Raw genomic sequence first — 23,673 nt, forward strand, 5'->3', positions numbered from 1 at the left:
CGACGAGGTTGTCCGCCAGCGTCCCCGCGGCGTGGATGACGCCCCGCAGCGGGTGCGTGGCGGGGATGTCCGCCAGGACCGCGCGGAGCGGCGCCGTGCCGGGAGCGGGAGGGATCAGAGCTGTTCGCGCAGCGCCTCGGGTACGGCGTCGAACGCACCGGACGTACGGCCGATCCGGTCGATGCGGAGCGTGGCGGTCGCACCGTGTGCGGCCAGGCCCTCGAAGGCCGAGATCCGCTCGACGGCCGGCGCCAGCGAGGCCGTACCCGCCTCGGCCGCCCGCTGGTACGTCAGCGGCTTCAGGAAACGGGAGACGGACAGGCCGGCGTTGTAGCGGGCGGTCTTGCCGGTCGGCAGCACGTGGTTCGTGCCGGCGATGCCCTTGTCCGAGTACGCGACGGTGGACCAGGGGCCCAGGAAGAGCGAACCGTAGTTGGTGAGGTTTTGCAGGTAGTAGTCGTCGTCCTCGGTCTGGATCTCCAGGTGCTCCGGTCCGAGGATGTCCGACACGGCGACCGCCTGTTCCCGGTCGCGTACGACGATGACGGATCCGAAGTCGCGCCAGGCGGGCCCGGCGATGTCCCGGGTGGCGAGCGTTTCGAGCTGACGGTCGATCTCGGCTGCGACCGCGCGGCCCGTCCTCTCGGAGGTGGTGATGAGGGCGGCAGGACTGTTGGGGCCGTGCTCGGCCTGGCCGAGCAGATCCGCGGCGACCCAGACCGGGTCGGCGGAGTCGTCGGCGATGACCGCCACCTCGGACGGACCGGCGAGCAGGTCGATGCCGACCTGACCGAAGAGCTGCCGCTTGGCCTCGGTGACGAATGCGTTGCCCGCGCCGACCAGCATGTCGACCGGGGCCTCGCCCAGCAGGCCGAAGGCCATCGCGCCGAGAGCCTGTACGCCGCCGACGGCGAAGACCCGGTCGGCCCGGGACAGGTAGGCGCCGTAGAGCACGGCCGGGTGTGCGCCGTGCTCACCCGACGGGGGAGTGCACGCCACCACGGTGGGAACACCTGCGGTCTTCGCCACGCCCACGGTCATGAAGGCGCTGGCCAGCAGCGGGAAGCGGCCCGCGGGGAGGTAGGCGCCGACCCGGGACACCGGGACGTAGCGCTGTCCGCCCGCCACGCCGGGGGCGAGTTCGATCTCGAAGTCGGTCAGGTGCTCGCGCTGCGCGGTGGCGAAGCGGTGGGTGCGTTCGTACCCCATCTCCAGGGCGGTGCGGACGTCGGCGGGCAGGGCGTCCCCCGACTTCTTCAGCTCGGCGGCCCCGATCTCCAGCTCGCCCGACCAGCCGTCGAGCTCCTGACCGTAGGAGCGGACGGCGTCCAGGCCCTTGCTCTCGATCTCCTTGAGCATCTGGGAGACGCGCTCGACCACCTTGGGGTCGCGCTGGGCGGGAGGGCCGTCGACCGCCGGCTTCTTCAGCCACTGGAAGGGGGCGAGGGTCTTCTGTTCGTCGTGCGTGATCTGCATACCCCGGACGGTAGACGGGACTCCGGCACAGGGCTAGAGGGGCAGTTCCTGCGTCTGGTACAGGGTTTTCCTGTGTCACCTGTGCCACCTGTGCCACAGTCCCGGTCACGGCATCAGGCCGTGGCCCAGCTCGCGGATGGTGTCCTCGGCGAGGCGGGCGAGCTCGCGGGTGGCGCGCGAGAGGGGGTGGCCGAAGCGCCTGACGAGGGCGATGGTGTCGTACAGGGGCTCGGAGAAAGGGGTGGTGTGCAGGCCCGCGGGGAAGGAGGGGCTGGCGATCACGGCCCGGCTGGCGATGGTGTCGCCGACTCCGGCCGCGGCCAACTCCAGTGCCGCCTCGACGCGTTCGAGCTCGATCAGGGGATCGACGCGGACCCCGGCGAGCTGGGCGCGCTCGGCGATCTGCCGTCGGGTCGGGTCCTTCCACCCGTAGTGGGCGTCGTACAGCACGAGTGGCGCCCGGGCGAAGGACTCGATGGTGACCGGGGCGGTGGTCCGTTCGGCGCTCGCACTGACGTAGTGAACCTCGTCGCGCATGAGCGGGGTCACCGACAGCCCTTCGTCATCGATCGGCAGGACGACGAGACCCGCCTCGATCTGCCCCGTCATGACGGCCAGCGCGGTCTCGGCGGAGTTCTGTCCCACGAGCCGCACACGGACTGCCGGATACCGGGCGTGGAACATCTGCACCAGGTTGGAGAGCAGGTAGTAGTCGGCATTGCGCAGCACGCCGAACGTAGCGGTGCCACCGCCCAGGGAGCCGAGCGACTGTACGGCCCGGGCCCCGCCGTCAGCCGCCCCCACCGCCTCCTGGGCGTACGGGAGCAGCTCCTGCCCGGCGGAGGTCAGGCTCAGCGTGCGGCTGCCGCGGAGGAACAGCTCGGCGTCCAGCTCCGCCTCCAGTCGACGGACGAGTTCCGAGGCCGACGCCTGGGCGATGTCCATGGCCTGTGCGGCGGCCGTGAACGACCCGAGCCGCTCTGCCTCGACGAAAGCCCTCAGCTGGACGAGGGTCATGCTGCCCGGTGAAGTGGTTCTGCGCATGCCTGCACCCTAAGAAGCCGCGCGGGCGGCCCGCACCCCGCACCGGCAGACGTTAGGTTAGGTTAGCCTCTCCTGTGTTCGTGCGGGTGAGGAGGGATTGCGCGTTGACTGCGGACGTGCGGGGTGGCGATGCGCTCGCCGGGGCCGCCGTGCTCAACCCCCCTTCCCTCCCGCGAAACACCGTGCCCCGGTGCCCCGTGCGCCGCCAGGTGCTGTGGCGTCATGAACGCCACCATCGCCGATCGCCGACCGCTCTGCCGGCGTCCGCCCTTTCAGGAGTCTTTCGATGAACCAGCCCTTGTCGCCCGAACGGATCCGCGCCGATGTCGCGGAACTGATCGGGTGTGACCCCGCCGAGATAGCGCCCGACGACAATCTGACCGACCTCGGCCTGGACTCGGTGCGGACCATGGTCCTGGTCGAGCGCTGGCGCGCCGCGGGTGCGGCCACGCTGGACTTCCCCGATCTGGCCGAGCGGCCCGAACTGGCCCATTGGACCGAGCTCCTGACGGGAGGGTCGGTATGAGCCCGGCCGATGACCGTGACCGGCACCTGGACCGGATCGCGGAGGTCCGGGCGGGTCTGCGTGCCGAGAAGGTGGGATACCCGATCGGTATCCGGAAGACCGAGGTCGTACGCACCGTCATGGTCGGGTCCGGTCTGCTGCGGGTCACCCTGGGCGGGCCGGGCGCCGAGGGGTTCGAGGCGCACGCGCCGGACGAGCACGTGAAACTGCTGTTCCCGGACGAGGACGGCGTGCTGCGGCTGCCCGAGCCGAACGGGACGATGCTGCGCTGGGCCGGGTCGGTGCTCCGCTCGCGCCAGTACACCGTGCGCCGGTACGACCCGGTCGCGGGCGAGATCGACATCGACGTGGCCCTGCACGACGGCGGCCTCGCGTCGGACTGGGCGCGGAAGGCCGCACCGGGCGCGGTCATGCACCTCGCGGGGCCGCCCGGCGGGTTGATCGTCCCGAACTCCTACGGCCGCTACCTCCTCGCCGGGGACCTCACGGCCCTGCCGGCCATCGCACGCCGGCTGGAGGAGCTGCCCCGGAGCGCGAAGGGCTGGGCGTTCGTCGAGGTCGCCGACGCCACGCAGGAGATCGAGCTGTCCGCGCCGGAGGGCGTAGAGGTGCGCTGGCTGCACAGCGCTGAACTCCCGGCCGGATCCGACGCCCTGGCGCGGGCCGTGACCGGGGTGACGGTGCCTGAGGGTGAGCGGGTCCACGTGTGGGTCGCGGGCGAGGCGGGGCAGATCAAGCCGCTGCGCCGCTGGGTCCGCGACGAGTTGGGGCTGGAGAAGGCCGACCACGACATCACCGGCTACTGGAAGCGCGGTGTGTCCGACTTCGACGAGGACGGCCACTGACCGGGCGGAAGCGGGTCCGTTGCCGAGGCCGGGGTGTCCTGGCGTGAAGTCATCTACTAAGGTTAGCCTTACCTAAATCGCAGCAGGGAGCATCGCATGTCCATACGCAGAACGTCCGGCCTCGTCGGCGCCGTCTCGCTGGCTCTGGTCCTGGCCGGGTGCGGATCCTCGTCGGAGGGTGGTGCGTCGGACACCTCGGAGAAGGTAAGGACCCGGGTGTTCGCCGCTGACAACGGCAAGATCACCATCCCCGCCGACCCGAAGCGTGTGGTGGCCACCGGTTACGCCGTGCCCGCCCTGATCGAGGCCGACGCTCCACTGGTCGGGATCTCGTCGTGGAAGCGCGGCGAGCCGATGATGAGCGAGGAGGACCTGGCCGAGTACAAGAAGCTCACCAAGGTCGCGGGTGAGCAGGCGGCCGAGACCAACTACGAGGCCATCGCCGAGGCCGAGCCCGACCTCATCGTCATCGGTGTGCCCGCCCCCGTGCTCGGCGACATCGACGTCAAGCGACTGGAGACCATCGCCCCCGTCGTGGCGATCGGCCCGAGCCTGCCGTCCGCCTGGCGCGACCTGTCCCGCAAGCAGGCCGACGCGGCGGGCGCCCTCGAGGAGTTCGACGCCGGACAGAAGGCGTACGAGGCGAAGGCCGCCGAGTTGAAGACGAAGTACGCGGACGTGCTGCCCCAGCTCGAGCTGGGACACGTCGGCGCGTACGGCGAGGTCGCCAAGGGCAACTTCCACCGGGAGTTCGGCGGCTCGTGGGGGACCAACATCACCGAGGACCTCGGTGCGACGTACTACGGCAAGGTCAAGAAGGCCGGCCCCGGCTCCGCCGCGGTCAGCGAGTACCCGTCCATCGAGGAACTCCCGGACGCGTTCGCCGAGGCGGACGCCCTGACCTACTCCGTCAACGCCGACGGCAGCGTCTCCGAGGCGGTCCAGTACGTCCTCGACTCCAAGCTGTGGAAGAACCTGCCCGCAGTCAAGGCCGGCAAGACCTTCCCGATCCGCTACACCGAGGCCGCGACCTACGGGTCGGCCCTGAACACCCTGGACGCGATCGACACGTCGCTCGCTCCGCTGCTGAAGCAGTGACCGTCGCGGGTCGCGCGTCCGAGCGGGCCGGAGCCACGCGTGCCGCACTTCCGCAGGCCGGCCTGCTCGTCGGCGGGCTGGTCCTGCTGGTGGCGGTCGCGGTGCTCAGCATGGGCGTCGGCGCGCGCCCGGTCCCGCCGGGCGAGGTCGTACGCGCGTTGCTGGACTACCAGGGCACCGACAACCACGTGATCGTGCGTGACGTCCGAGCCCCCCGGGCGCTCCTGGCCGTCGCCGTGGGCGCGGCCCTCGCGGTGGCCGGCGCGCTGATCCAGACGCTGGCACGCAACCCGCTGGCCGAGCCCGGCATCCTCGGGGTCACCGCGGGTGCCGGATTCGCCGTCACCGTCGGCTCGGCACTCGGACTGGCCGCCGGGCAGACGGGGCAGCTCGGGTTCGCGATCGTCGGATCCGTGCTCACGGCGCTGCTGGTCGCCGCCGTGGGCCGGAGCTCGCCGCTGCGCCTGATCCTCACGGGCGTCGCCCTGACCGCGGTGCTGAACGGGGTCGCGCTCGGCCTGCGTCTGATGGTGCCTGACGTCTTCGACATGTACCGCTTCTGGTCGGTCGGTTCGCTGGCGGCCCGCGAACAGGCCTCGTCGGCACTGCCGTTGGCCGCGATCGTGGTGTCCCTCGCCGGGGCGCTGCTGCTGAGCCGGGCGCTCAACGCTCTCGCGCTGGGGGAGAACGTGGCGCACACCCTGGGCGCGGGAGTGGGCCGGGTGAGGGCCGGAGCGCTGGTGCTGATCACCGTGCTCTGCGGGGCCGCCACGGCGGTGGCAGGCCCGATCCTCTTCGTCGGCCTGATCGTGCCGCACCTGGTCCGCAAGCCCGCGGCGGGCTCGGTGCCCTGGCTGATGCTCTACACGATGGTGGTGGGGCCCGTTCTGCTGCTCGTCGCCGACATCGGTTCGCGGGTGCTGCTGCCGACCGGTGAGGTGCCGGTAGGCATCGTGACGGCGTTCCTCGGCGGCCCCATGCTGATCTGGGCGGTTCGCCGCTACGGGGCGGGATCACTGTGAACACATTCACACCGAAGGTCGAACGCCGCACGGTCGTACTGACCGCGGTCATGGTCGCCCTGATGCTGTGCCTGAGCCTGATCGGGCTCTGTTACGGGGCGTCCTGGGCCTCCCCCGGAGAGGTCTTCGCCGTACTGACCGGAGCGGACCGCTCCGTCGTGATCTCGGACTGGCGGCTGCCGCGGGTGCTGGCCGGGCTCGTCTTCGGCGCCGCGCTCGGCGTGGCGGGAGCCGTCTTCCAGAACCTCACCCGCAACCCGATGGGCAGCCCGGACGTGATCGGGCTCGACGCGGGCGCCTACACCGGCGCCCTGGTCGCCATCACCGTACTGTCCGGCACGTCCGCCCAACTGGCCGCCGGCTCCGTGCTCGGCGGGCTGCTCGCGGCGGCCGCGATCTATCTGCTGGCGTTCCGACGGGGCTTCTCCGGGCTGCGTCTGGTGGTGATCGGCATCGCGGTGAACGCGATGATGACCGCGGTCAACTCGTGGATCGTGCTGCGCGCCGAACTGGAGGTGGCGATCGCCGCCGTCGGCTGGAGCGCGGGCTCGCTCAACGGTGTGGGCTGGGACGACCTGGGCATCCCGTTCGCCCTGATCGCCGTGCTGCTGATCCTGATGACCGCACGGGCGCACGCCATGCACCAGGCTTCGCTCGGCGACGCGGTCGCGGCCACCACCGGCGTCGGGCTCAACCGGCTGCGCCTCCTGATGGTGCTGGTCGGCGTCGGCTGCACGGCCACGGTGACCGCGGTCGCCGGGCCGATCGCCTTCATCGCCCTGGCGGCCCCGCAGATCGGCCGCAGGCTCGCCGGCGCGGCCGGCGTACCCCTGCTCCCGGCCGCGCTCACCGGAGCCGCTCTGCTTCAAGGCGCCGACCTGCTCGCCCAGATGCTGCTGGCGCCCGTCGCGCTGCCCGTGGGAGTGGTGAGCACCGCGATCGGCGGTTGCTATCTGATCTGGCTGCTGACCAAGGAGGTGAGGCGCGCATGACCGCACGCCTGACCGCGCGGGAGATCACCCTGCGCTACGGGGACCGAGTCGTGTCCACACGGCTGAACCTCGACGTCCCCGACGGCGCGTTCACCGCCATCGTGGGCCCCAACGCCTGTGGTAAATCGACCCTGTTGCGCGCGCTGGTGCGGCTGATGCGCCCGGAGGCCGGACACGTGGAGCTCGACGGCCGTGCCGTCGGCGACTACGCGCCCAAGGCGCTGGCCAAGCAACTCGGCTTCCTGCCGCAGGACCCCATGGCCCCCGAGGACATCAAGGTCCGGCAGCTCGTGAGCCGGGGACGCTTCCCGCACCAGTCCATGCTGGCCCTGTGGTCGCCGGAGGACGAGGAGGCGGTCACCGGGGCGATGGCCGCCGCCGGCGTCGAGGACCTGGCCGGGAGACCGGTGCAGGAGCTGTCGGGCGGACAGCGGCAGCGGGTGTGGATCGCCATGGTGCTGGCCCAGCGGACGCCCTACCTGCTGCTCGACGAACCGACGTCGTTCCTGGACATCACCCACCAGTACCAGTTGCTCGGCCTGCTGGCACGGCTGCGTGACGAGGGCCGCACGGTGATCGCCGTACTGCACGACATCAACCAGGCGTGCCGGTTCGCCGACCACCTGGTCGCCATGAGGGACGGCCGGGTGGTCGCCGAGGGCGTCCCGGGCGCCGTCGTCGACGCCGCGCTGATCAAGGACGTCTTCGACCTGCCGAGCGTCATCGTCCCCGACCCGGTGACCGGCACGCCGATGGTCGTCCCCACACTGCAAGGAGAGTAAGTTGAGCACCGCAAGCGTGGCCTCGGACGGCCTTCTCGCCCTGACCCGCGCCCAGTTGGGTATCTGGAACGCACAGCGCCTGGAGCCGGACTCGCCGTACTACGTCGTCGGTGACGTCGTCGAGATATCCGGCACCGAGCCGGTCGACGTCGACGCACTGGCCGAGGCGGTCCGGGCGACCACGGAAGAGGCCGAGACGCTGCGCCTGCGGGTGTACGACACTCCGGAAGGCCCACGCCAGCGAGTCGGTGAGGAGCCGGTCCGGCGGCCCGAGGTGATCGACGTCAGCGCGGCTCCCGATCCCACGGCCGCCGCCGAGGCGCTCGTCGACGCCGAGCGGGCGCGGGCCGGCGAGGAATGCCGGGGGATGGTGGACCGGCCGCTCTACTCCCGGACCGTCATCCGGCTCTCCGACCGCGAGGTCTGGTACACCCAGCTCGGCCACCACCTGGTCTTCGACGGCTACACCGCCGCGATGCTCGCCCGCCGCACCGGCGCCCGCTACACCGCCCTGGTGCGGGGCGAGGAGCCCGCCAGGTCGACCTTCGGCTCCTTCGCCGCGCTCGTCGCCGCCGACCGGGCGTACCGGGACAGCGACCGGTTCGCCGAGGACCGCGCGTACTGGGTCGAGCGGTTCACCCCGCTCCCCGAACTCGGCTCCCACGACGGCCCCCAAGGCGACCCCGGCACCGCCGACGGCGTGCCGGACCGGACCCTGACCGCCCGCGCCGTCCTCACCCCCGAGGAGACCGCCCGCCTGCGGGAGTTCGCCGACGGGGAGGGCGTCACCTGGGGCGAGGCGCTGATCGCCGGCTACGCCGCCTTCCTGCACCGCATGCTGGCCCGCACCGACGTGGTGTTCGCGCTGCCGCTGATGTGCCGGGCCGGCTCCGTCGAGCTGCGCACCCCCGCCATGGCGGTCAACGTGCTGCCGCTGCGGGTGACCGTGCGCGGCGGCGACCGGCTCGGTGAGCTGAGCCGGCGGGTGTCCTCCGCCATGCGCGAGATGCGCGACCACCAGCGCTACCGGGGTGAGGACCTGCCGCAGGACCTCGGCGTGCCCGGCGCGGGCGCGCTGTTGCACGGACGAGGGATCAACCTCAAGGCGTTCGACCTGGCGATCGACTTCGCCGGGTCCGGCGGTGTGATGCGCAACGTCGCGGGCGGCCCGCCCGAGGACATGGGCCTGAGCGTCCTGCCGACCCGCGACGGCGGGCTGCTGCTCGGCTTCGAGGTCGACGCCAGGACCCACGACCAGGCGGCGGTCGACAGCCTGCTCGCCGGGCTGCGGACCCTGCTGACCGCGCTCGTCGACGGCCGGCCCGTCGGACAGATCGCGATGACGGACGACGTCGACGGCCTCATGGCGGCCTGGTGCCCGCCCGCGCTGCCCGGCACGCCGATGGACGTACCCACCGCGCTCGACGCGATGGCCGCAGCCGGCCCCGGCCACACCGCCCTGGTCTGTGGTGACGAACGGCTGAGCGCGGCGGAACTCGCCGGCCGGGTGCACCGCCTGGCACGTGCGCTGCGGGCACACGGTATCGGACCCGACGACGTCGTCGCCCTCGCACTGCCGCGCTCCGCCGACACGGTGACCGCCCTGCTGGCCGTGATGGACGCGGGCGCCGCCTTTCTGCCCCTGGACGCGGCGTACCCGCCCGAGCGGCTGCGCGGTCTGATCGAGGACACCCGCCCCGCGCTGGTGGTGACCGACGGCACGCTCGACGGACTGCCGTGGACCACCCTGCTCGGCGAGGCCGGGCGCATGTCCGGCGCACCGCTGAGGGCCGGCGAACTCGCCGCGCCCCGGCACCCCGAGCACCTCGCCTACGTGATCCACACCTCCGGGTCGACCGGACGCCCCAAGGGGGTGCTCGGCAGGGTCGGCGGACTGGCCGGCCTGCTGCACCACCAGCGGTCCACGGTCGTCGCCGAGGCCGCACAGGCCGCGGGCCGCCGACTGCGCGTCGCGCACACCTACTCCTTCGCCTTCGACTCCGCTTTCGACCACCTGGTGTGGCTGCTGTGCGGGCACGAACTGCACGTCTACGACGCGGAGACCATCCGCGACGCCGACGCCCTGCTCGCCGCGTACGACCGTGACGGCATCGACGTCGTGGACACCACCCCCTCCATGGCCCTGCCACTGGTCGAGGGCGGCCTGCTGGAGCGGCGGCCGAAGCTGCTGGTACTCGGCGGAGAAGCCACCCCGCCCGCCCTGTGGCGGCGGATAGCCGGGTCGGGGACGACCGCGCGCAACATCTACGGGCCGACCGAGGCGACCGTGGACAGCACCACCGCGCGGATCGACGACGGCGAGCCGACGATCGGCCACCCGCTCGCGGGCACCCGGACCTATGTGCTGGACAGCGCGCTGCAGCCGGTACCCCCCGGTACGACGGGTGAGCTCTACCTGGCGGGGCCGCACCTGGCGCGCGGCTACCTCGGCAGGCCCGGCGCGACCGCCGACCGCTTCGTCGCCGACCCGTTCGGCGCGCCGGGCGAGCGGATGTACCGCACCGGCGACCTGGCCCGGTGGATACCGGGCCGGGGTCTCGCGTACGGCGGCCGGGGCGACGGGCAGGTGAAGATCCGTGGGCACCGGGTGGAGACGGGAGAGGTCGAGGCGGCCCTCGCGACGGTCCCCGGGGTCACCGCGGCGGCGGCCAGGGTGCTGTCGTCCCGGCTGATCGGTTACGTCGTGTCCACCTCGGTCACCGGGGACGAGGTGCGCGCCCGGCTCGCCGAGCGGCTGCCCGACCACCTGGTGCCCGCGGCGGTGGTGGTGCTGACCGCGCTGCCGGTCACGCCCAACGGCAAGCTCGACCGCGCCGCCCTGCCCGCGCCCGCGGCGGCCGGCGGCGGCCGGGAACCGCGCACGGAGCGGGAGCGCCTGCTCTGCGCCGTACTCGCCGAGGCGTTCGAGGTCGAGCGGGTCGGTGTGGACGACGACTTCTTCGCCCTCGGCGGCGACAGCATCACCGCGATCACCGTCAGCAGCAGGCTGCGTGCCGCAGGCCTCGGACTGCGGCCGAGGGACCTGCTGGCACGCCGCAGCTTCGCCGCGCTGGCCGCCTCCGCCGAACTGCTGGAGGACGTGCCCGAGCCGTACGACGACCCGATCGGCTCCGTGCCCGCGCCGCCGATCGTACGAGGTCTCCTCGACCCCCACCCGGACGTCGACGTCGTCGCCGGATACGCGCAGTGGACCGCCCTCGGCGTCGACGCCCTGGACCTCGACGACCTGGTCACCGGCGTGCAGACCGTGCTCGACCACCACGACGCCCTGCGGCTGCGGATCGCGGACGGCCTGGAGGTGCTGCCCCGCGGCGTGGTCCGGGCCGTCGTCGAGGAGGTACGCGGCGAGGACGTGACCGCGTCGGCCCGGCGGCTGGCGGGGGAGCTCGACCCAAGGACGGGTGACCTGCTGCGGGCCGCCCTGCTCCGTACCGGTGACGGGACGCCGGACCGGCTGGTCGTCGTCGTGCACCACCTCGCCATGGACGGGGTGTCCTGGCGCGTCCTGCTGCCCGACCTGCACACGGCCTGCACGGGCGGCGCCCTCGAACCGGTCGGCTCGTCCTGGCGGCGGCACGCCCTGCTGCTCGCGGGCCAGGGGACGTCCGGTGCGCGACGCGGCGAACTGGGCCACTGGCGGGCCGCGCTCGCCTCTGCCTCCCGGCTGGGGGCCCGACCGCTCGACCCGGCGCGCGACACGGTCGCGACCGCCCACCGTTCGGTCACCGTCGCCACGCCCGAGGTCACCGAGGCGCTGCTGACGACCCTGCCCGCCGCCTACCGCGCCGGGGTCGACGAAGTCCTGCTGGCCGCGCTCGTGCTCGCCCTGCGGGGCTGGGGCCTGTCCGGCGACGAGATCACCGTCTCGATGGAGGGCCACGGCCGCGAACACCTCGACCTGGCCCGTACGGTCGGCTGGTTCACCAGCGAGTACCCGGTCCGCGTCCCCGCGTCCGACGACGTGGGGCGGGCCCTGCGCGCCGCCAAGGAGGCCAGGCGCGGCGTCCCCGACGGCGGCGTCGGCTACGGCGTCCTGCGCCACCTCGACCCGGGTACGGCCGCCGAACTCTCGGCCACCCCGCCCCCGGACGTCCTGCTCAACTACCTCGGCCGCTTCGCCCCGTTGGCCGCGACCGGATGGCGTCTGCCGGAGCACGACGCCTTCTCGGTGACCGAGCCCGACGCCAAGGCCCTGGAACAGGTGCTGGCCCTCAACTGCTTCGTCCACGAGGACGGCGCGCCCCGGCTCGCCGTCGAGTGGACGGCGGCGACCGGAGTCCTCGGCACCGACGTCGTGGCGGCCCTGCAGACGGCCTGGGCCGAGGCCCTGGACCTGCTGGCCGCGCACGCGTCACACACCACGGGCGGGCTCACCCCCTCCGACCTCCCGCTCCTCGACCTCGACCAGAGCGCCATCGACGCCCTCGAACGCACCGGCAGCATCGCCGACGTACTGCCGGCCACGCCCCTGCAGGTCGGACTGTCCTTCCACACCCTGGTCCGGGACGACGCGGAGGCCGACGTCTACGTCGTCCAGGCCGTGACCACCCTGGTCGGCGAGCTGGACCCGGACCGCATGGCCGAGGCCGCACGCGAACTGCTGCGCCGCCACCCGGCCCTGCGCGTGTACCTGGGCACGGCCGGGGACGACGTGGTGCAGGTGATCCCCGCCGACGTCACCCTGGACTGGCGGGTGGACGACCGGTTCCCCGAAGCCGCGCGCGCCGATCTCGAACGCCCCTTCGATCCGAACCGGTCGCCGCTGATCCGCTTCCTGCTGTCCCGCGTCGGGCCCGCCGAACACAAGCTGGTGATCACCAACCATCACGCCCTGCTCGACGGCTGGTCGATGCCGCTGGTCGGCCGCACCCTGCTCGCTCTCTACGCCGAACTCAGCGGCGGTCCCGCCGCACCCACCGCCCCGCCGCTGTCGGAGTACTTCCGGTGGCTGGCCGGCCGGGACCGGGAGGTGTCGCTCACCGCCTGGCGGGAGGCCCTCGCCGGTGTCGACGAGGCGACACGGCTGGCACCCGCCCTCGCCGGCGGGAGCGGCATCGAGCGCCCGGGCCGCGAGACCGTCGGCCTCGGAAGGGAGTTCAGCGACCGGCTCCGCGCCTTCGCCCGCGCGGAGGGTGTCACCCTGACCACGGTGCTCCAGACGGCCTGGGGACTGCTCCTGGGCCGGCTCACCGGCCGCCTTGACGTCGTCTTCGGCTGCCCGGTCTCCGGGCGGCCCGCCGAGGTCGACGGAGTGGAGTCGATGATCGGCCAGCTCGGCACCACGATCCCGGTACGCGTCCGGCACACCCGGGACACGACCGCGCGCGACCTCATGGCCCAGGTGCACGCCGAGAGCATCGCCCTGACCGAGCACCACCACGTCGGTCTGCCCGAGATCCAGCGTGCGACGGGCATCGGCGAACTCTTCGACACCATGCTGGTGATGGAGAACTTCCCCCTCTCCAGCCGGAACCGCACCCCGCTCGCCCCCGGGCTCGACCTCACGGGGGTGGACATCACCGACGCCACCCACTACGCGCTGACCGTCATCGTGATCCCCGGCGACGACATCACCATCGGCCTCGGCTACCAGCCGCGGGCCTTCGACGGGCCGACCGTGCGCGACTACGGCCGCTGGCTGCACCACCTCCTCCAGGAGATCGTCGACGACCCCGCACGTCCCGCCGTCCGGCTGCCGGCGCTCGACGCCGACGAGCGGGACCGGATGCTGCGCACCGGCACCGAGACCGTCGCGGCGAAGACCCGCGGCCACTGGCTGGACGAGTTCGCCGCCTGGGTGAGCCGCAAGCCCGACGCCGAGGCCCTGGTCTGCCGGGACCGCAGTCTCAGCTACGCCGAGCTGGACCGGCGGGCCAACCGGCTCGCCCACGCGCTCATCGCGCGCGGGGTCCGGCCCCAGGACCCGGTCGCGGTCCTCCTCGGACGTGATGTCGAGATGACCGTGGCCCTGTTCGGTGTGGTCAAGGCAGGCGCCGTCTACGTACCCATGGACGCGAGTTACCCGCGTGAGCGGCTCGCCTACATGTTCGACGACATCGTCCCGGCCGCCGCCGTGACCACCGGCGCCGAACTGCCCGTGGACCGCGACGTCCCCGTACTGCGGCTGGACGACCCGGCCACGCTCGCGTCGATGCCGGACACCGACCCGGCGCAGGCACGCGCCGCACTCACCGTGGACGCCCTCGCCTACGTCATCTACACCTCCGGAACCACCGGGCGGCCCAAGGGCGTCGGCGTGACCCACCGCGGCGTGCCCGACCTCATCGCGCTCCAGGAAGAGGTCGTCGGCATCACCGAGCACGACCGCTACCTGCACTTCGCGTCGACCAGCTTCGACGTCGCGTTCTGGCAGACCATGGTGCCGCTGCTCTCCGGCGGCACCTCCGTGATCGCACCCGAGGAGGTGCGTGTCCCCGGCGACGAACTCCTCGACTACATCGTCGAGCACCGGGTGACCGGGGTGAACCTGCTCCCCTCGTTCCTCGCCGCCATGCCCGACGACCGCACCGTCGACCCCGACGTGTTCTTCGTCGTCGGCGCCGAGCGCCTCGACCCCGAACTCGCACGACGCTGGGGCCAGGGACGCAGGGCGCTGTTCAACGCCTACGGCCCGACCGAGGTCACGATCAACTCCACCCTCTGGCGGTACGACCCGGACGACACCGGACCGCTGCCGATCGGCCGCCCCGACCCCGACGTCCGTGCGTACGTACTCGACGGCGGCCTCCAGCCGGTCGGCGTCGGCGTGACGGGCGAGCTGTACCTCGGAGGCCCGAGCCTGGCCCGCGGCTACCTCGGCCGGCCCGCCCTGACCGCCGCCACGTTCGTCGCCGACCCGTTCGGCCCGCCCGGGGAACGCCTCTACCGCACCGGCGACCTCGTGCGGTGGCGCCCGGACGGGCAGCTCGTGTTCCTCGGCCGCGCCGACCACCAGGTCAAGATCCGCGGCTTCCGCGTCGAACTGGGCGAGATCGAGTCCACCCTGACCGCCCATCCCGACGTACGCGCCTGCGCCGTGCTCATGCGCGAGGGCAGGCTCGTCGGCTACGTCATCCCCAAGGACGACGCCGTGACGGACACCGCAGAGCTCCGCGCCCACCTGGCGGAGCAGCTGCCCGACCACATGGTGCCGACGGCACTCGTCACGATCGACCGGCTGCCGCTCGGCCCCGGCGGCAAGCTCGACGCCTCCGCACTTCCCGCTCCCGAGATCACGGCGGCGGCCCGCCGCGAACCCGCCACCGAGGCCGAGGCGGTGCTGCTCGGCGTGTTCCGCGAGGTCCTCGGCACCGACGGCATCGGCCTCGACGACGACTTCTTCGCCGTCGGCGGCGACAGCATCGTGTCGCTGCAAGTGGTGTCCCGGGCCCGGCGCCACGGACTCGGACTGAACGCGCGCGACGTCTTCGAAGGAGAGACGGTCGCCGGGATCGCCGCCCGCGCCCGCGATCTCGACGGCGCCGAAGCGCCCGCCGTCGGGGACGCGCCGCTGACCCCGGTCATGCGGGACCTGCTGCGCCGCGCCGGCTCCGCGGCCGACGGCTTCTGCCAGTGGGTGGAGATCTGCGTCCCGGCAGGAGGCGACGAGACGGCCTGGCAGGGCGTGCTCGACGCGCTGCTGGCCCGGCACGACGTGCTGCGCGCCCACCTGGCCGAAGACGTGCTGCGCATCCCGGCCGTCGGCCGGGTGACCGGGGCCGACGTCCTCACCCGCGTACCGGCGGACGGCGATCTACGGGCCGCCACCGACGCCGCGACCGCGGAGGCCCGCGCCTCGATGGACCCGCGCACCGGTCCGCTGCTGCGCGCGGTGTGGGTGGACGCCGGTCCGGACCGGCCCGGCCGGCTCGTCCTCGTCGCCCACCACCTGGTCGTCGACGGCGTGTCCTGGCGCGTCCTGCTCGACGACGTGGAACACGCCCACTCCGGCGAAGCACTGGCCCGGCACGGCCAGTCGTTCCTCGGCTGGGCGCGCTCCCTGCACGACGCCGACCGGCGCGCCGAACTGCCGCACTGGCAGCGGATGACGGCCACCCCGGCACTCGCCCGTCCGCTCGACCCAGCCACGGACACCGTCGCCACCGCGACGCACCACGAGATCCGGCTCGACGCCGACTCCACCCGCGCCCTGATCACGACCCTGCCCGCAGCTCACCGCACCACACCGGACGCCGTGCTGCTGACGGCACTCGCCCAGGCGGTACGGGCATGGCGCGGAACACCGCACCTCCTGGTCGCGCTGGAGAGCCACGGCCGCCCGCGCCAGGTCGACCTGTCCCAGACCGTCGGCTGGTTCACCGCCGTCCACCCCGTCCTGCTCGACGCCGACGACGACGTACGGGCGGTCAGGGAACGGCTCCGCGCCCAGGGCGACGGCCTCGGCCACGGCGTACTCACCGCGGCGGGTCTGCTCGACCCCGTGGAACCGGAGGTCGCGTGGAACTACCTCGGCCGCTATCCCGGCGCCCCTGACCGGGAGACGCCGTGGCAGGCACCCCCGGACGCCGATCCGCTCGGCTCGGGCGGCTCCGACGCGATGCCCCTGCCCCACAGCCTGATGGTCAACGCCCTCGTACGCGACGACGTGCTCGGGGTCCGGATCACGTGGCCCTCCGCGCTGTTCACCGCCACCGAGATCGAGGAGTTCGCCGAGCATCTGCGGACCGCGCTCCTGCGCACCGCCGCCGTTGCGGAGATCACGGAGCTCGGGCCCGGCCGGCAGGTTTCCGAAGTGCAGCCGCTCACCCCGCTGCAGGAGGTCATGCTGCGGCACTCGCGCACCGAACACCCCGACCCCTACACCGTGCAGTCGGCGTTCTCCCTCGTCGGCCGGCTCGACATCGATGCCCTGCGCGCGGCGGGCGGCGACCTGCTGGACCGCCACCCGAACCTGGGCGCCGTCTTCCCCGCCTCCCTGGCGGTGATCCCCACGTCGCCCCGGCCGGACTTCCGCGTGACCGACGGGCCTGCCGAGGAGGTGCTGGCCGCCGACCTGTCCGAGTCCTTCGACCTCGGCCGGGGCCCCCTGGTACGCCTCACCGTGATCCGGCTCGGCCCGGAGCGCGCCGACCTGGTCCTGACCACCCATCACGTGCTCTCCGACGGCTGGTCCGCCCCGCGCGTCCTCACCGAACTCTTCGCCCTCTACACGGCCCGGATACGCGGCGTGGCACCGGCCCTGCCCGCACCCGTGCCGTTCTCCGACTACCTGCGCTGGTGCGCCGACCACGAGCCCGACCTCGCCGCCTGGGCGGCGGAGCTGGACGGACTGCCCGAGGGCGACTACCTGAGCGCGGGACTCCCGGAACACGCCCCAGGACCGGAACGGCCGGCACCCGAGGTCATCGCGTTCGACCCGGCGCTGGTGGCCGGCCTCACCCGCCTCGCCGCACGGCGCGGTCTCACCCCGAACACACTGGTGCAGGGCGCCTGGTCCGTGCTGCTCGCCCGGCGCTCCGGCCGTACGGACGTCTGCTTCGGCGCCATGGTCGCCTGCCGTCCCCCGGAGCTGGAGGGCGTCGAGGAGATCATCGGGCTGCTGGCCAACACCGTCCCCGTGCACGCACGGCTCGAAGGCACCCTCGCCGAGACACTCGCCGCCCTCCAGGCGCGGCAGCGGGCCCTGGTCGACGACCAGCACGTCGCCCTGTCCGACCTGGAACGCCTGACCGGCCGGCGCAGGCTGTTCGACAGCATGGTGGTGTTCGAGAACTACCCGGTCGATCCGGAACGCCTCCGCGCACCCGCCCCCGGGCTCACGGTCGTCGGCACCCGCTTCCGTGAGGCCACGCACCACCCGGTGACCCTGACGGTCATGCCGGAGGGCGACGGGTGGACAGGTGTGCTCGCCCACCGGTCCGGCGCGGACGTCGACGGGCTCGCCGAGGAGCTGCTCGACCTGCTCCGAACGCTGGACGAGCACCTCGACGAGGACGTGCTCGCCCTCCTGGAGGACCGATGAGCAAGGACGTCGCACCGCCTGCCGAACGGGTGGACCGGGACCTGCTGCGGGTCGCGTTCATCCTGGTGCTCGGCACGTTCATGGCCACGCTGGACGGCACGATCGTCAGCGTCGGGATCGACGTCCTGACCCACGAGTTCGGCGCGTCCGTCGCGGAGATCCAGTGGGTCACCACGGCGTACCTGCTGGCCGTGGTGGCCGCCGTCCCCGCGTCCGGCTGGCTGGCCGGCCGGTTCGGCGGACGCCGGACCTGGCTCGTCGCCGTGGGCGTGTTCCTGCTGGGCTCCGTCCTGTGCGCACTGGCCTGGTCGGCGACCAGCCTGATCGTCTTCCGGGTGATCCAGGGCCTCGGCGGCGGGCTGCTGCCCGCGACCGGGCAGGCGCTGCTGGCCCGGATCGCGGGGCGGGGCCGCACCGGGCGGGTCATCAGCGTGGTCGCCGTGGTCCCGCTGCTGTCACCGGTGTTCGGCCCCCTGGTCGGCGGCTCCGTCCTCGGGGTGGCCTCGTGGCCGTGGCTGTTCCTGATCAACCTGCCGATCGGCGGGATCGCCGTCCTGCTCGCCCGCCGCTACGTGCCCGTGGTGCCGCCGTCGACACGGCGCACGCCGTTCGACCTGCGGGGGGCCCTGCTGCTCTCGCCCGGCCTCGCCGTGCTGGTGTACGGGCTGACCGAGGTGGCCCAGGGCCGTACCCTCCCGGCCGTGACCGGTGTGGTGGTGGGGCTGGCGATGCTGGCCGGCTTCACCGTGCACGGGCTGCGGACCCGCCGCACCCCGCTGGTCGACCCCCGGCTGTTCGCCCGGCCGCCCTTCGGCGCCGCCGCCCTCGCGCTGCTGGTCCTGGGCGCGTCGGTGTTCGGCACCATGTTCCTGCTCCCGCTGTACTTCCAGACGAGCAGGGGGCTCACCCCCTGGGAGGCGGGGCTCCTGCTCGCCCCGCAGGGGTTGGGCGCGGCCGCCGGATCGGTCCTGGTCAACCGCACCATCGACAAGGTCGCGCCGCGGACCCTGGTGGTGACCGGCATCGTGCTGATCCTGGCGGGAACGGTCCCCTTCACCCAACTCGGGCACGACGTCCCGGACGCCGCGATCGCCGCGGCGCTCGCGGTCCGCGGCCTCGGGATGGCGATGGTCGGCGCGCCCGTCATGAACATCGTCTACAGCCGCATCGAGCCCGAGCAGCTGCCCCGCGCGTCCGGAGCGCTCAACCTGCTGAACACGGTGGGCGGTTCGGTGGGCACCGCAGCCCTCGCCGTGGTCCTGGAGAGCCGGCTGTCCGTCCGTGGTCCTGACGTGGCCTCGGCGTTCGCCGACACGTTCTGGTGGGTGCTCGGCTTCTGCCTGCTGGCCGCCGCCGGGGCCACGAGACTGCCCCGCACCCAGGCCGGTAAGCGATGACGCGCCCCCGCCCGCACCGGGCCCGGTGCGGCACTCGTACGCTCTTCGGCGAAGCACGCGAGCCGGACGAGTAACGGGGGATCTCACATGCAATGGCCCGCCCGCCAGGAATTCGACCGCTGGGCCGGACGGCAGCAGAGCTGGGGTGCCGGCCTCATGGTGATCTCGGCAGCCCTGTTCCTCTGGCTGGGCTACCTGCTGCTGGTGCCCTTCACCGTGCAGGACGGCGTCTTCGACGAAGTCGCGTGTGAGGCACCGCTGTTCCATGACAGTGCGGACACCACGGACGACAAGGACACGCCGTACAGCGAGGACGTGCACCGGCTGTGCGCCGTCGAGCGCGACTGGCCCGAACTGCTCGGGATCGGAATCCTCGCCGTGCCGCCCGCGGTCGCGGGGGCGGCGCTGTTCACCAGCGGGAGCGCGCGCAAACGGGCAAGCGCCCACGTCTTCCGCGTTCTGGAGATGCAGGAGTCCGACGAGCGCCGCGCACTGCAGCAGGCCCGGCCGAAACCATGAGGGCGCGAAGGGGGCCGCACCGCGCGTCCCGGCGGCCCGGGCGCTTCCGCGCGGTGGCTACGCCGTCGCGTACGTGAAACCGTCGCGTTCGAGGTGTGGATCAGCAGCCGTTCGGCCTCCAGCAGCACCCGATCGTTGAGGTAGAGCTCGGCGTCGCATCCGAGGGCCGCCTGCGTGGCGGGGGTGACGTACGGATGCTGTAGCCGGGCCGGACGCTCCTGGGCCTCCTCCGCGCCTCAGGTCCGCGCCCTCAGGCGGGGCTCTTGCGTAGTTGCTTGGTCACCATCAGGTTCCTCAGTCACCAAGAAGTGCGTTCTTCCAGGTCGGCGGTCACTCTCCTAAAGTTTCCGAGTAACCACAAGAGAGCACACCAGAGGGGCGAGCACCTTGGCCACCATCGATGTCTTCAACCACGACGTGCCGGCCGAGAGCGACTTCGGCTACTCGCAGGCGATCAAGTCCGGCGATCTGATCCACGTCTCCGGACAGCTGTCGCTCGACGAGGCGGGAGAGTTCCTCCACGCGGACGACTTCGCTGCCCAGGCCGAGCAGACCTACGCCAACACGGACAAGGTCCTGGACCACTACGGCGCCACCCGGAACCAGGTCGTCTCGCAGACCCTGTACGTGGTGAACCTGCGGCAGAACGCCGCAGCGACGGCGGAGGGCAACCGCGAGTATTTCGGCGACCACCGCCCAGTCAGCACGGTTTTGGGGGTCACCGAGCTGACCTTCCCCGGCCAGGTCGTCGAGATCGGCTTCGTCGTCGACACGACGCTTCCCGCCTGAGCCTGTCCGCAGCGCGCGGCCGGTTCGACCGGCCTCAGGACCCGTCCGCGGAACGGTCGCGGTGACCGTTCCGCGGACGTTTTCACGACCTGCCGACTCCCGTATCGAGGAGTGCTGTACCCGCACGGCCGACTTCGCGCGTCGCTGTACGGCCGTCGGCGGGACCAGACGCCGACGCGCTGGGCCGAACGGGTGAAATCGCGTCAACGCCACGGCCGTGCCGTTTCCCCGCAGCGGGGCCGAGGGTTGTCCACCACGGCAGGCCGACCGACGCGATCACGGGCGACCCCACCGGTTCCGCGGTTCCCCGGCGAGGTGACCGCATCTCCGTTCTCTGAACTTTGGGGGCACTGTGCGAGTCGCTCTTACCGGGGCCACCGGGTTCCTGGGGCTGCGTCTTGTCCGCGCGCTGCTGGAACGCCACGACTCGTTGACGGTCCTCGCGCACGCGGGATCGGACCGCGCGCTCGGACGGATCACCCGCTTCATGGAGCTGACCGGCGCGCCCCCCGCGCTGATCTCGGAGCTGCCCCGTCGGCTGAGCATCGTGGAGATCGACCTGAGACGGCCGCGACTGGGCCTGTCCCCCGACGCGTTCCGGCGGCTGGCGGACGAGCTGGACGTGATCTGGCACAGCGCGGGCAACATCAACCTGGACGACGACCTCGCGCAACTGCGCCGGGTCAACGTCGAAGGCACCCGGAGCGTACTGGAGCTGGCCGCCGCGGGAATCCGCCGTCCGCTGGTCCACCACATCGGCACCGCCTTCGTGGGCGGGGCGCGCCGCGAGGGCGTCGTGTACGAGGACGAGTTGGACGGACGGCACGGCTTCGAGAACAGCTACGAGCGGTCCAAGTACGAGGCCGAGGTCCTGGTGCACGAATGGGCGCGCGCCCACGGGCGGCCGGTCGTGGTCATGCGACCGAGCGTCCTGGTCACGGACCTCGCCCCGAACCCCGAACTCCCCCCGCACCCGCTGCAGTTCCTGTCCCGGATCGTGCGGGCCTCGCTGCGGAGCGGCGGTCTCACCCCGGGCGAGGTCCCCGAGGAACGCCGCCCGGTGGTACGGATGGCGGGCCACCCCCGGGGGCACCTGAACCTCCTGCCCGTGGAACACGCGGTCTCCGTGATGACCCGGCTGGCGAGCCGACCGCCCTCGGGACGGGTCGACGTCTACCACGTCGTCCACGACCACGACGTCGCGACCACGGTCCTCACCGCCCTGCTGGAGCGGATGGTGCCGGTGAAGGTGCGGCTCGTCGAGAAGAGGCCCGAAGCCCCGGGTTCACTGGAGGCGACCGCGGACCTCTATCCCGGATTCACGCCGTACCTCAGCCATCGCCGTCGCTTCGACGACACCCGTGTGCGGAACCTGCTGGGCCCGCCCGCGTCCGGGATCCGGGTCGACCTCGACTACCTGGCCGCCGGCATCGACCCCGGCTGACCACGGCGCCCACGGAGGCACCCTGACCCGCACCGCCGCCCCGAGCGGGGGTGCGGGGCAACCCCACCACAGCTGTTCGGACCCCTTCCTGATGGGAAACCAGCCCTTGTCCGTACTGACATGTCCTGACGACGAGGCCGTCGGCGCCCCGGCCGTCTTCGCGCCGGAGCACATCGCCTCCCGCGTCCGGCAGATCCGGCAGCACGCGCACATCGTCACCGGCCCCACCGGCCGGGAGCTGGGCCTGGTGATGGGGCCCAGGCCACCGGGCGACATCGTCGTCGGCACACTGCCACCGCTGTATCCGGAGTGGCTGGGAGGGCGGACCTTCTGCGAGGCCCACGGCGTCCGTTTTCCCTATGTGGCCGGGGAGATGGCGAACGGAATCGCCACCACGCGCATGGTCGCGGCGATGGCCAGGGCCGAGATGCTCGGGTTCTTCGGCGCCGGTGGCCTCGGCCTCGCCGACGTGGAGCGAGCGGTGCGGGGGCTGGCCACCGAGCTGGCCGGCATGTCGAACTGGGGAGTGAACCTGATCCACTCGCCGAGCGAACCCGATCTGGAGTACCGGGTCGCCGAACTGCTCCTGCGCCACGCCGTCCCGTGCGTCTCGGCGTCGGCGTACATGGAACTGACACCGGCTGTCGTGTTGTGCTCGGCCTCGGGGCTGAGCAGGGGACCCGACGGGCGGATCGTGCGGCGTACCCGGGTCTTCGCCAAGGTGTCACGGCCGGAGGTCGCGACACGCTTCCTCTCCCCGGCACCACCGGCCCTGCTGCGTCCGCTGGTCGCGCGCGGAGCACTCACCGCGGAGGAGGCCGAACTCGCCGCGCTGGTGCCCGTGGCCGAGGACCTCACGGTGGAGTCCGACAGCGGCGGACACACCGACAACCGGCCCCTCGGAGTCCTCCTGCCGCGCGTCCTGCTCCTGCGGGACGAGCTCGCCCGGCACCACGGGTACACCCGGGAGGTCAGGATCGGCGCCGCCGGCGGGCTGGGCACACCGGACGCGGTCGCCGCCGCGTTCGCCCTCGGCGCGGCCTACGTGGTGACGGGGTCGGTGAACCAGGTCGCCGTGGAAGCGGGGATCTCCGATGACGCGAAGGCGATGCTCGCCGATGCCGACATCGCCGACGTGATCATGGCCCCCGCAGCCGACATGTTCGAGCAGGGGGTCAAGCTCCAGGTCCTGCGCCGGGGAACCCTGTTCGCCCAGCGAGCCGGCCGCCTCCACGAGGCGTACCGGGCCCATTCCTCCCTGGAGGACCTCCCGGCGCGGCTACGCGCCACGCTCGAACGGGACGTGTTCCGAGCCCCCCTCGACGAGGTGTGGGAGCGGACCCGGGGTTTCTGGCACGAGCGTGACCCCGCGGAGGTGGACCGCGCGGAGAAGGACCCCCGGCACCGCATGGCACTGGTCTTCCGCTGGTACCTGGGGAACTCCAGCCGGTGGGCGATCACCGGGGACACGGCCCGGCGCGGCGACTACCAGATCTGGTGCGGCCCGGCGATGGGCGCGTTCAACCGGTGGACCGCGGACAGCTTCCTCGCGGACCCGGCCAACCGCTCCGTGGTGCAGATCGCGCTCAACCTGCTCGAAGGCGCCGCCGTCGCCACTCGCGCCCACCAACTCCGCACATTCGGCGTGCCGGTGCCGGCGGCGGCGTCCGCCTTCACCCCCTGCCGCCTCGCCTGACCGCGCTCCCGGCGCCCACCACCCGATCAGCAAGGAAGTG

14 protein-coding genes are annotated in these 23,673 nt (G+C 72.7%); 12 read left to right on the forward strand and 2 right to left on the reverse strand.

Features of this window, described 5'->3' with window-relative positions; genetic code table 11:
• Nucleotides 1–114 precede the first annotated feature (114 nt).
• Together hisD and ABT001_RS18405 are read right to left on the reverse strand one after the other, a co-directional pair.
• The gene (gene hisD, locus ABT001_RS18400) at nucleotides 115–1,476 is read right to left on the reverse strand and encodes a histidinol dehydrogenase (protein WP_351278360.1); all 1,362 of its coding nucleotides are present in this window, start codon (nucleotides 1,474–1,476) and stop codon (nucleotides 115–117) included.
• Between the two features lie 105 nt (nucleotides 1,477–1,581).
• Nucleotides 1,582–2,520: a LysR family transcriptional regulator gene (locus tag ABT001_RS18405; protein ID WP_351278363.1), complete on the reverse strand. Its 939-nt coding sequence runs from the start codon at nucleotides 2,518–2,520 to the stop codon at nucleotides 1,582–1,584.
• Between the two features lie 286 nt (nucleotides 2,521–2,806).
• Between ABT001_RS18405 and ABT001_RS18410 the strand changes: the two genes are divergently transcribed.
• From ABT001_RS18410 to ABT001_RS18465, 12 genes are all read left to right on the forward strand, one after another.
• Complete coding sequence (locus ABT001_RS18410) at nucleotides 2,807–3,046, forward strand: phosphopantetheine-binding protein (protein WP_351278365.1); 240 nt, start codon at nucleotides 2,807–2,809, stop codon at nucleotides 3,044–3,046.
• Nucleotides 3,043–3,891 carry a siderophore-interacting protein gene (locus ABT001_RS18415; RefSeq protein WP_351278368.1) on the forward strand — a complete coding sequence of 283 codons (849 nt, stop codon included), beginning with the start codon at nucleotides 3,043–3,045 and terminating at the stop codon, nucleotides 3,889–3,891. Before ABT001_RS18410 ends, ABT001_RS18415 begins: the two co-directional genes overlap by 4 nt.
• Before the next feature lie 96 nt (nucleotides 3,892–3,987).
• A complete protein-coding gene (locus tag ABT001_RS18420; RefSeq protein WP_351278371.1) occupies nucleotides 3,988–4,989 on the forward strand; it encodes an ABC transporter substrate-binding protein in 1,002 nt (333 codons plus the stop codon).
• Nucleotides 4,986–6,011, forward strand: coding sequence for a FecCD family ABC transporter permease (locus tag ABT001_RS18425; RefSeq protein WP_351278373.1), 1,026 nt, complete (start codon nucleotides 4,986–4,988; stop codon nucleotides 6,009–6,011). The genes ABT001_RS18420 and ABT001_RS18425 overlap by 4 nt, the downstream gene beginning before the upstream one ends.
• A 50-nt stretch (nucleotides 6,012–6,061) precedes the next feature.
• The gene (locus ABT001_RS18430; protein WP_351278686.1) at nucleotides 6,062–7,003 is read left to right on the forward strand and encodes a FecCD family ABC transporter permease; all 942 of its coding nucleotides are present in this window, start codon (nucleotides 6,062–6,064) and stop codon (nucleotides 7,001–7,003) included.
• The gene (locus tag ABT001_RS18435) at nucleotides 7,000–7,785 is read left to right on the forward strand and encodes an ABC transporter ATP-binding protein (protein WP_351278375.1); all 786 of its coding nucleotides are present in this window, start codon (nucleotides 7,000–7,002) and stop codon (nucleotides 7,783–7,785) included. The genes ABT001_RS18430 and ABT001_RS18435 overlap by 4 nt, the downstream gene beginning before the upstream one ends.
• Nucleotide 7,786: 1 nt before the next feature.
• Nucleotides 7,787–17,788 (forward strand): non-ribosomal peptide synthetase, encoded by a 10,002-nt coding sequence (locus ABT001_RS18440; RefSeq protein WP_351278377.1) that lies wholly within the window; start codon nucleotides 7,787–7,789, stop codon nucleotides 17,786–17,788.
• On the forward strand, nucleotides 17,785–19,185 hold the full coding sequence (locus ABT001_RS18445) for a DHA2 family efflux MFS transporter permease subunit (RefSeq protein ID WP_351278379.1): 1,401 nt from the start codon (nucleotides 17,785–17,787) through the stop codon (nucleotides 19,183–19,185). The genes ABT001_RS18440 and ABT001_RS18445 overlap by 4 nt, the downstream gene beginning before the upstream one ends.
• Before the next feature lie 87 nt (nucleotides 19,186–19,272).
• Nucleotides 19,273–19,704 carry a hypothetical protein gene (locus ABT001_RS18450; RefSeq protein WP_351278382.1) on the forward strand — a complete coding sequence of 144 codons (432 nt, stop codon included), beginning with the start codon at nucleotides 19,273–19,275 and terminating at the stop codon, nucleotides 19,702–19,704.
• A 387-nt stretch (nucleotides 19,705–20,091) separates the two neighbouring features.
• Nucleotides 20,092–20,493, forward strand: coding sequence for a RidA family protein (locus ABT001_RS18455; RefSeq protein WP_351278384.1), 402 nt, complete (start codon nucleotides 20,092–20,094; stop codon nucleotides 20,491–20,493).
• A gap of 352 nt (nucleotides 20,494–20,845) precedes the next feature.
• Nucleotides 20,846–21,937: an SDR family oxidoreductase gene (locus ABT001_RS18460; protein WP_351278387.1), complete on the forward strand. Its 1,092-nt coding sequence runs from the start codon at nucleotides 20,846–20,848 to the stop codon at nucleotides 21,935–21,937.
• A gap of 106 nt (nucleotides 21,938–22,043) precedes the next feature.
• Nucleotides 22,044–23,633 (forward strand): PfaD family polyunsaturated fatty acid/polyketide biosynthesis protein, encoded by a 1,590-nt coding sequence (locus tag ABT001_RS18465; protein WP_502967480.1) that lies wholly within the window; start codon nucleotides 22,044–22,046, stop codon nucleotides 23,631–23,633.
• Nucleotides 23,634–23,673: the final 40 nt, after the last annotated feature.

This window comes from Streptomyces sp. NPDC002793, assembly GCF_040295485.1.
Lineage (GTDB): Bacteria > Actinomycetota > Actinomycetes > Streptomycetales > Streptomycetaceae > Streptomyces.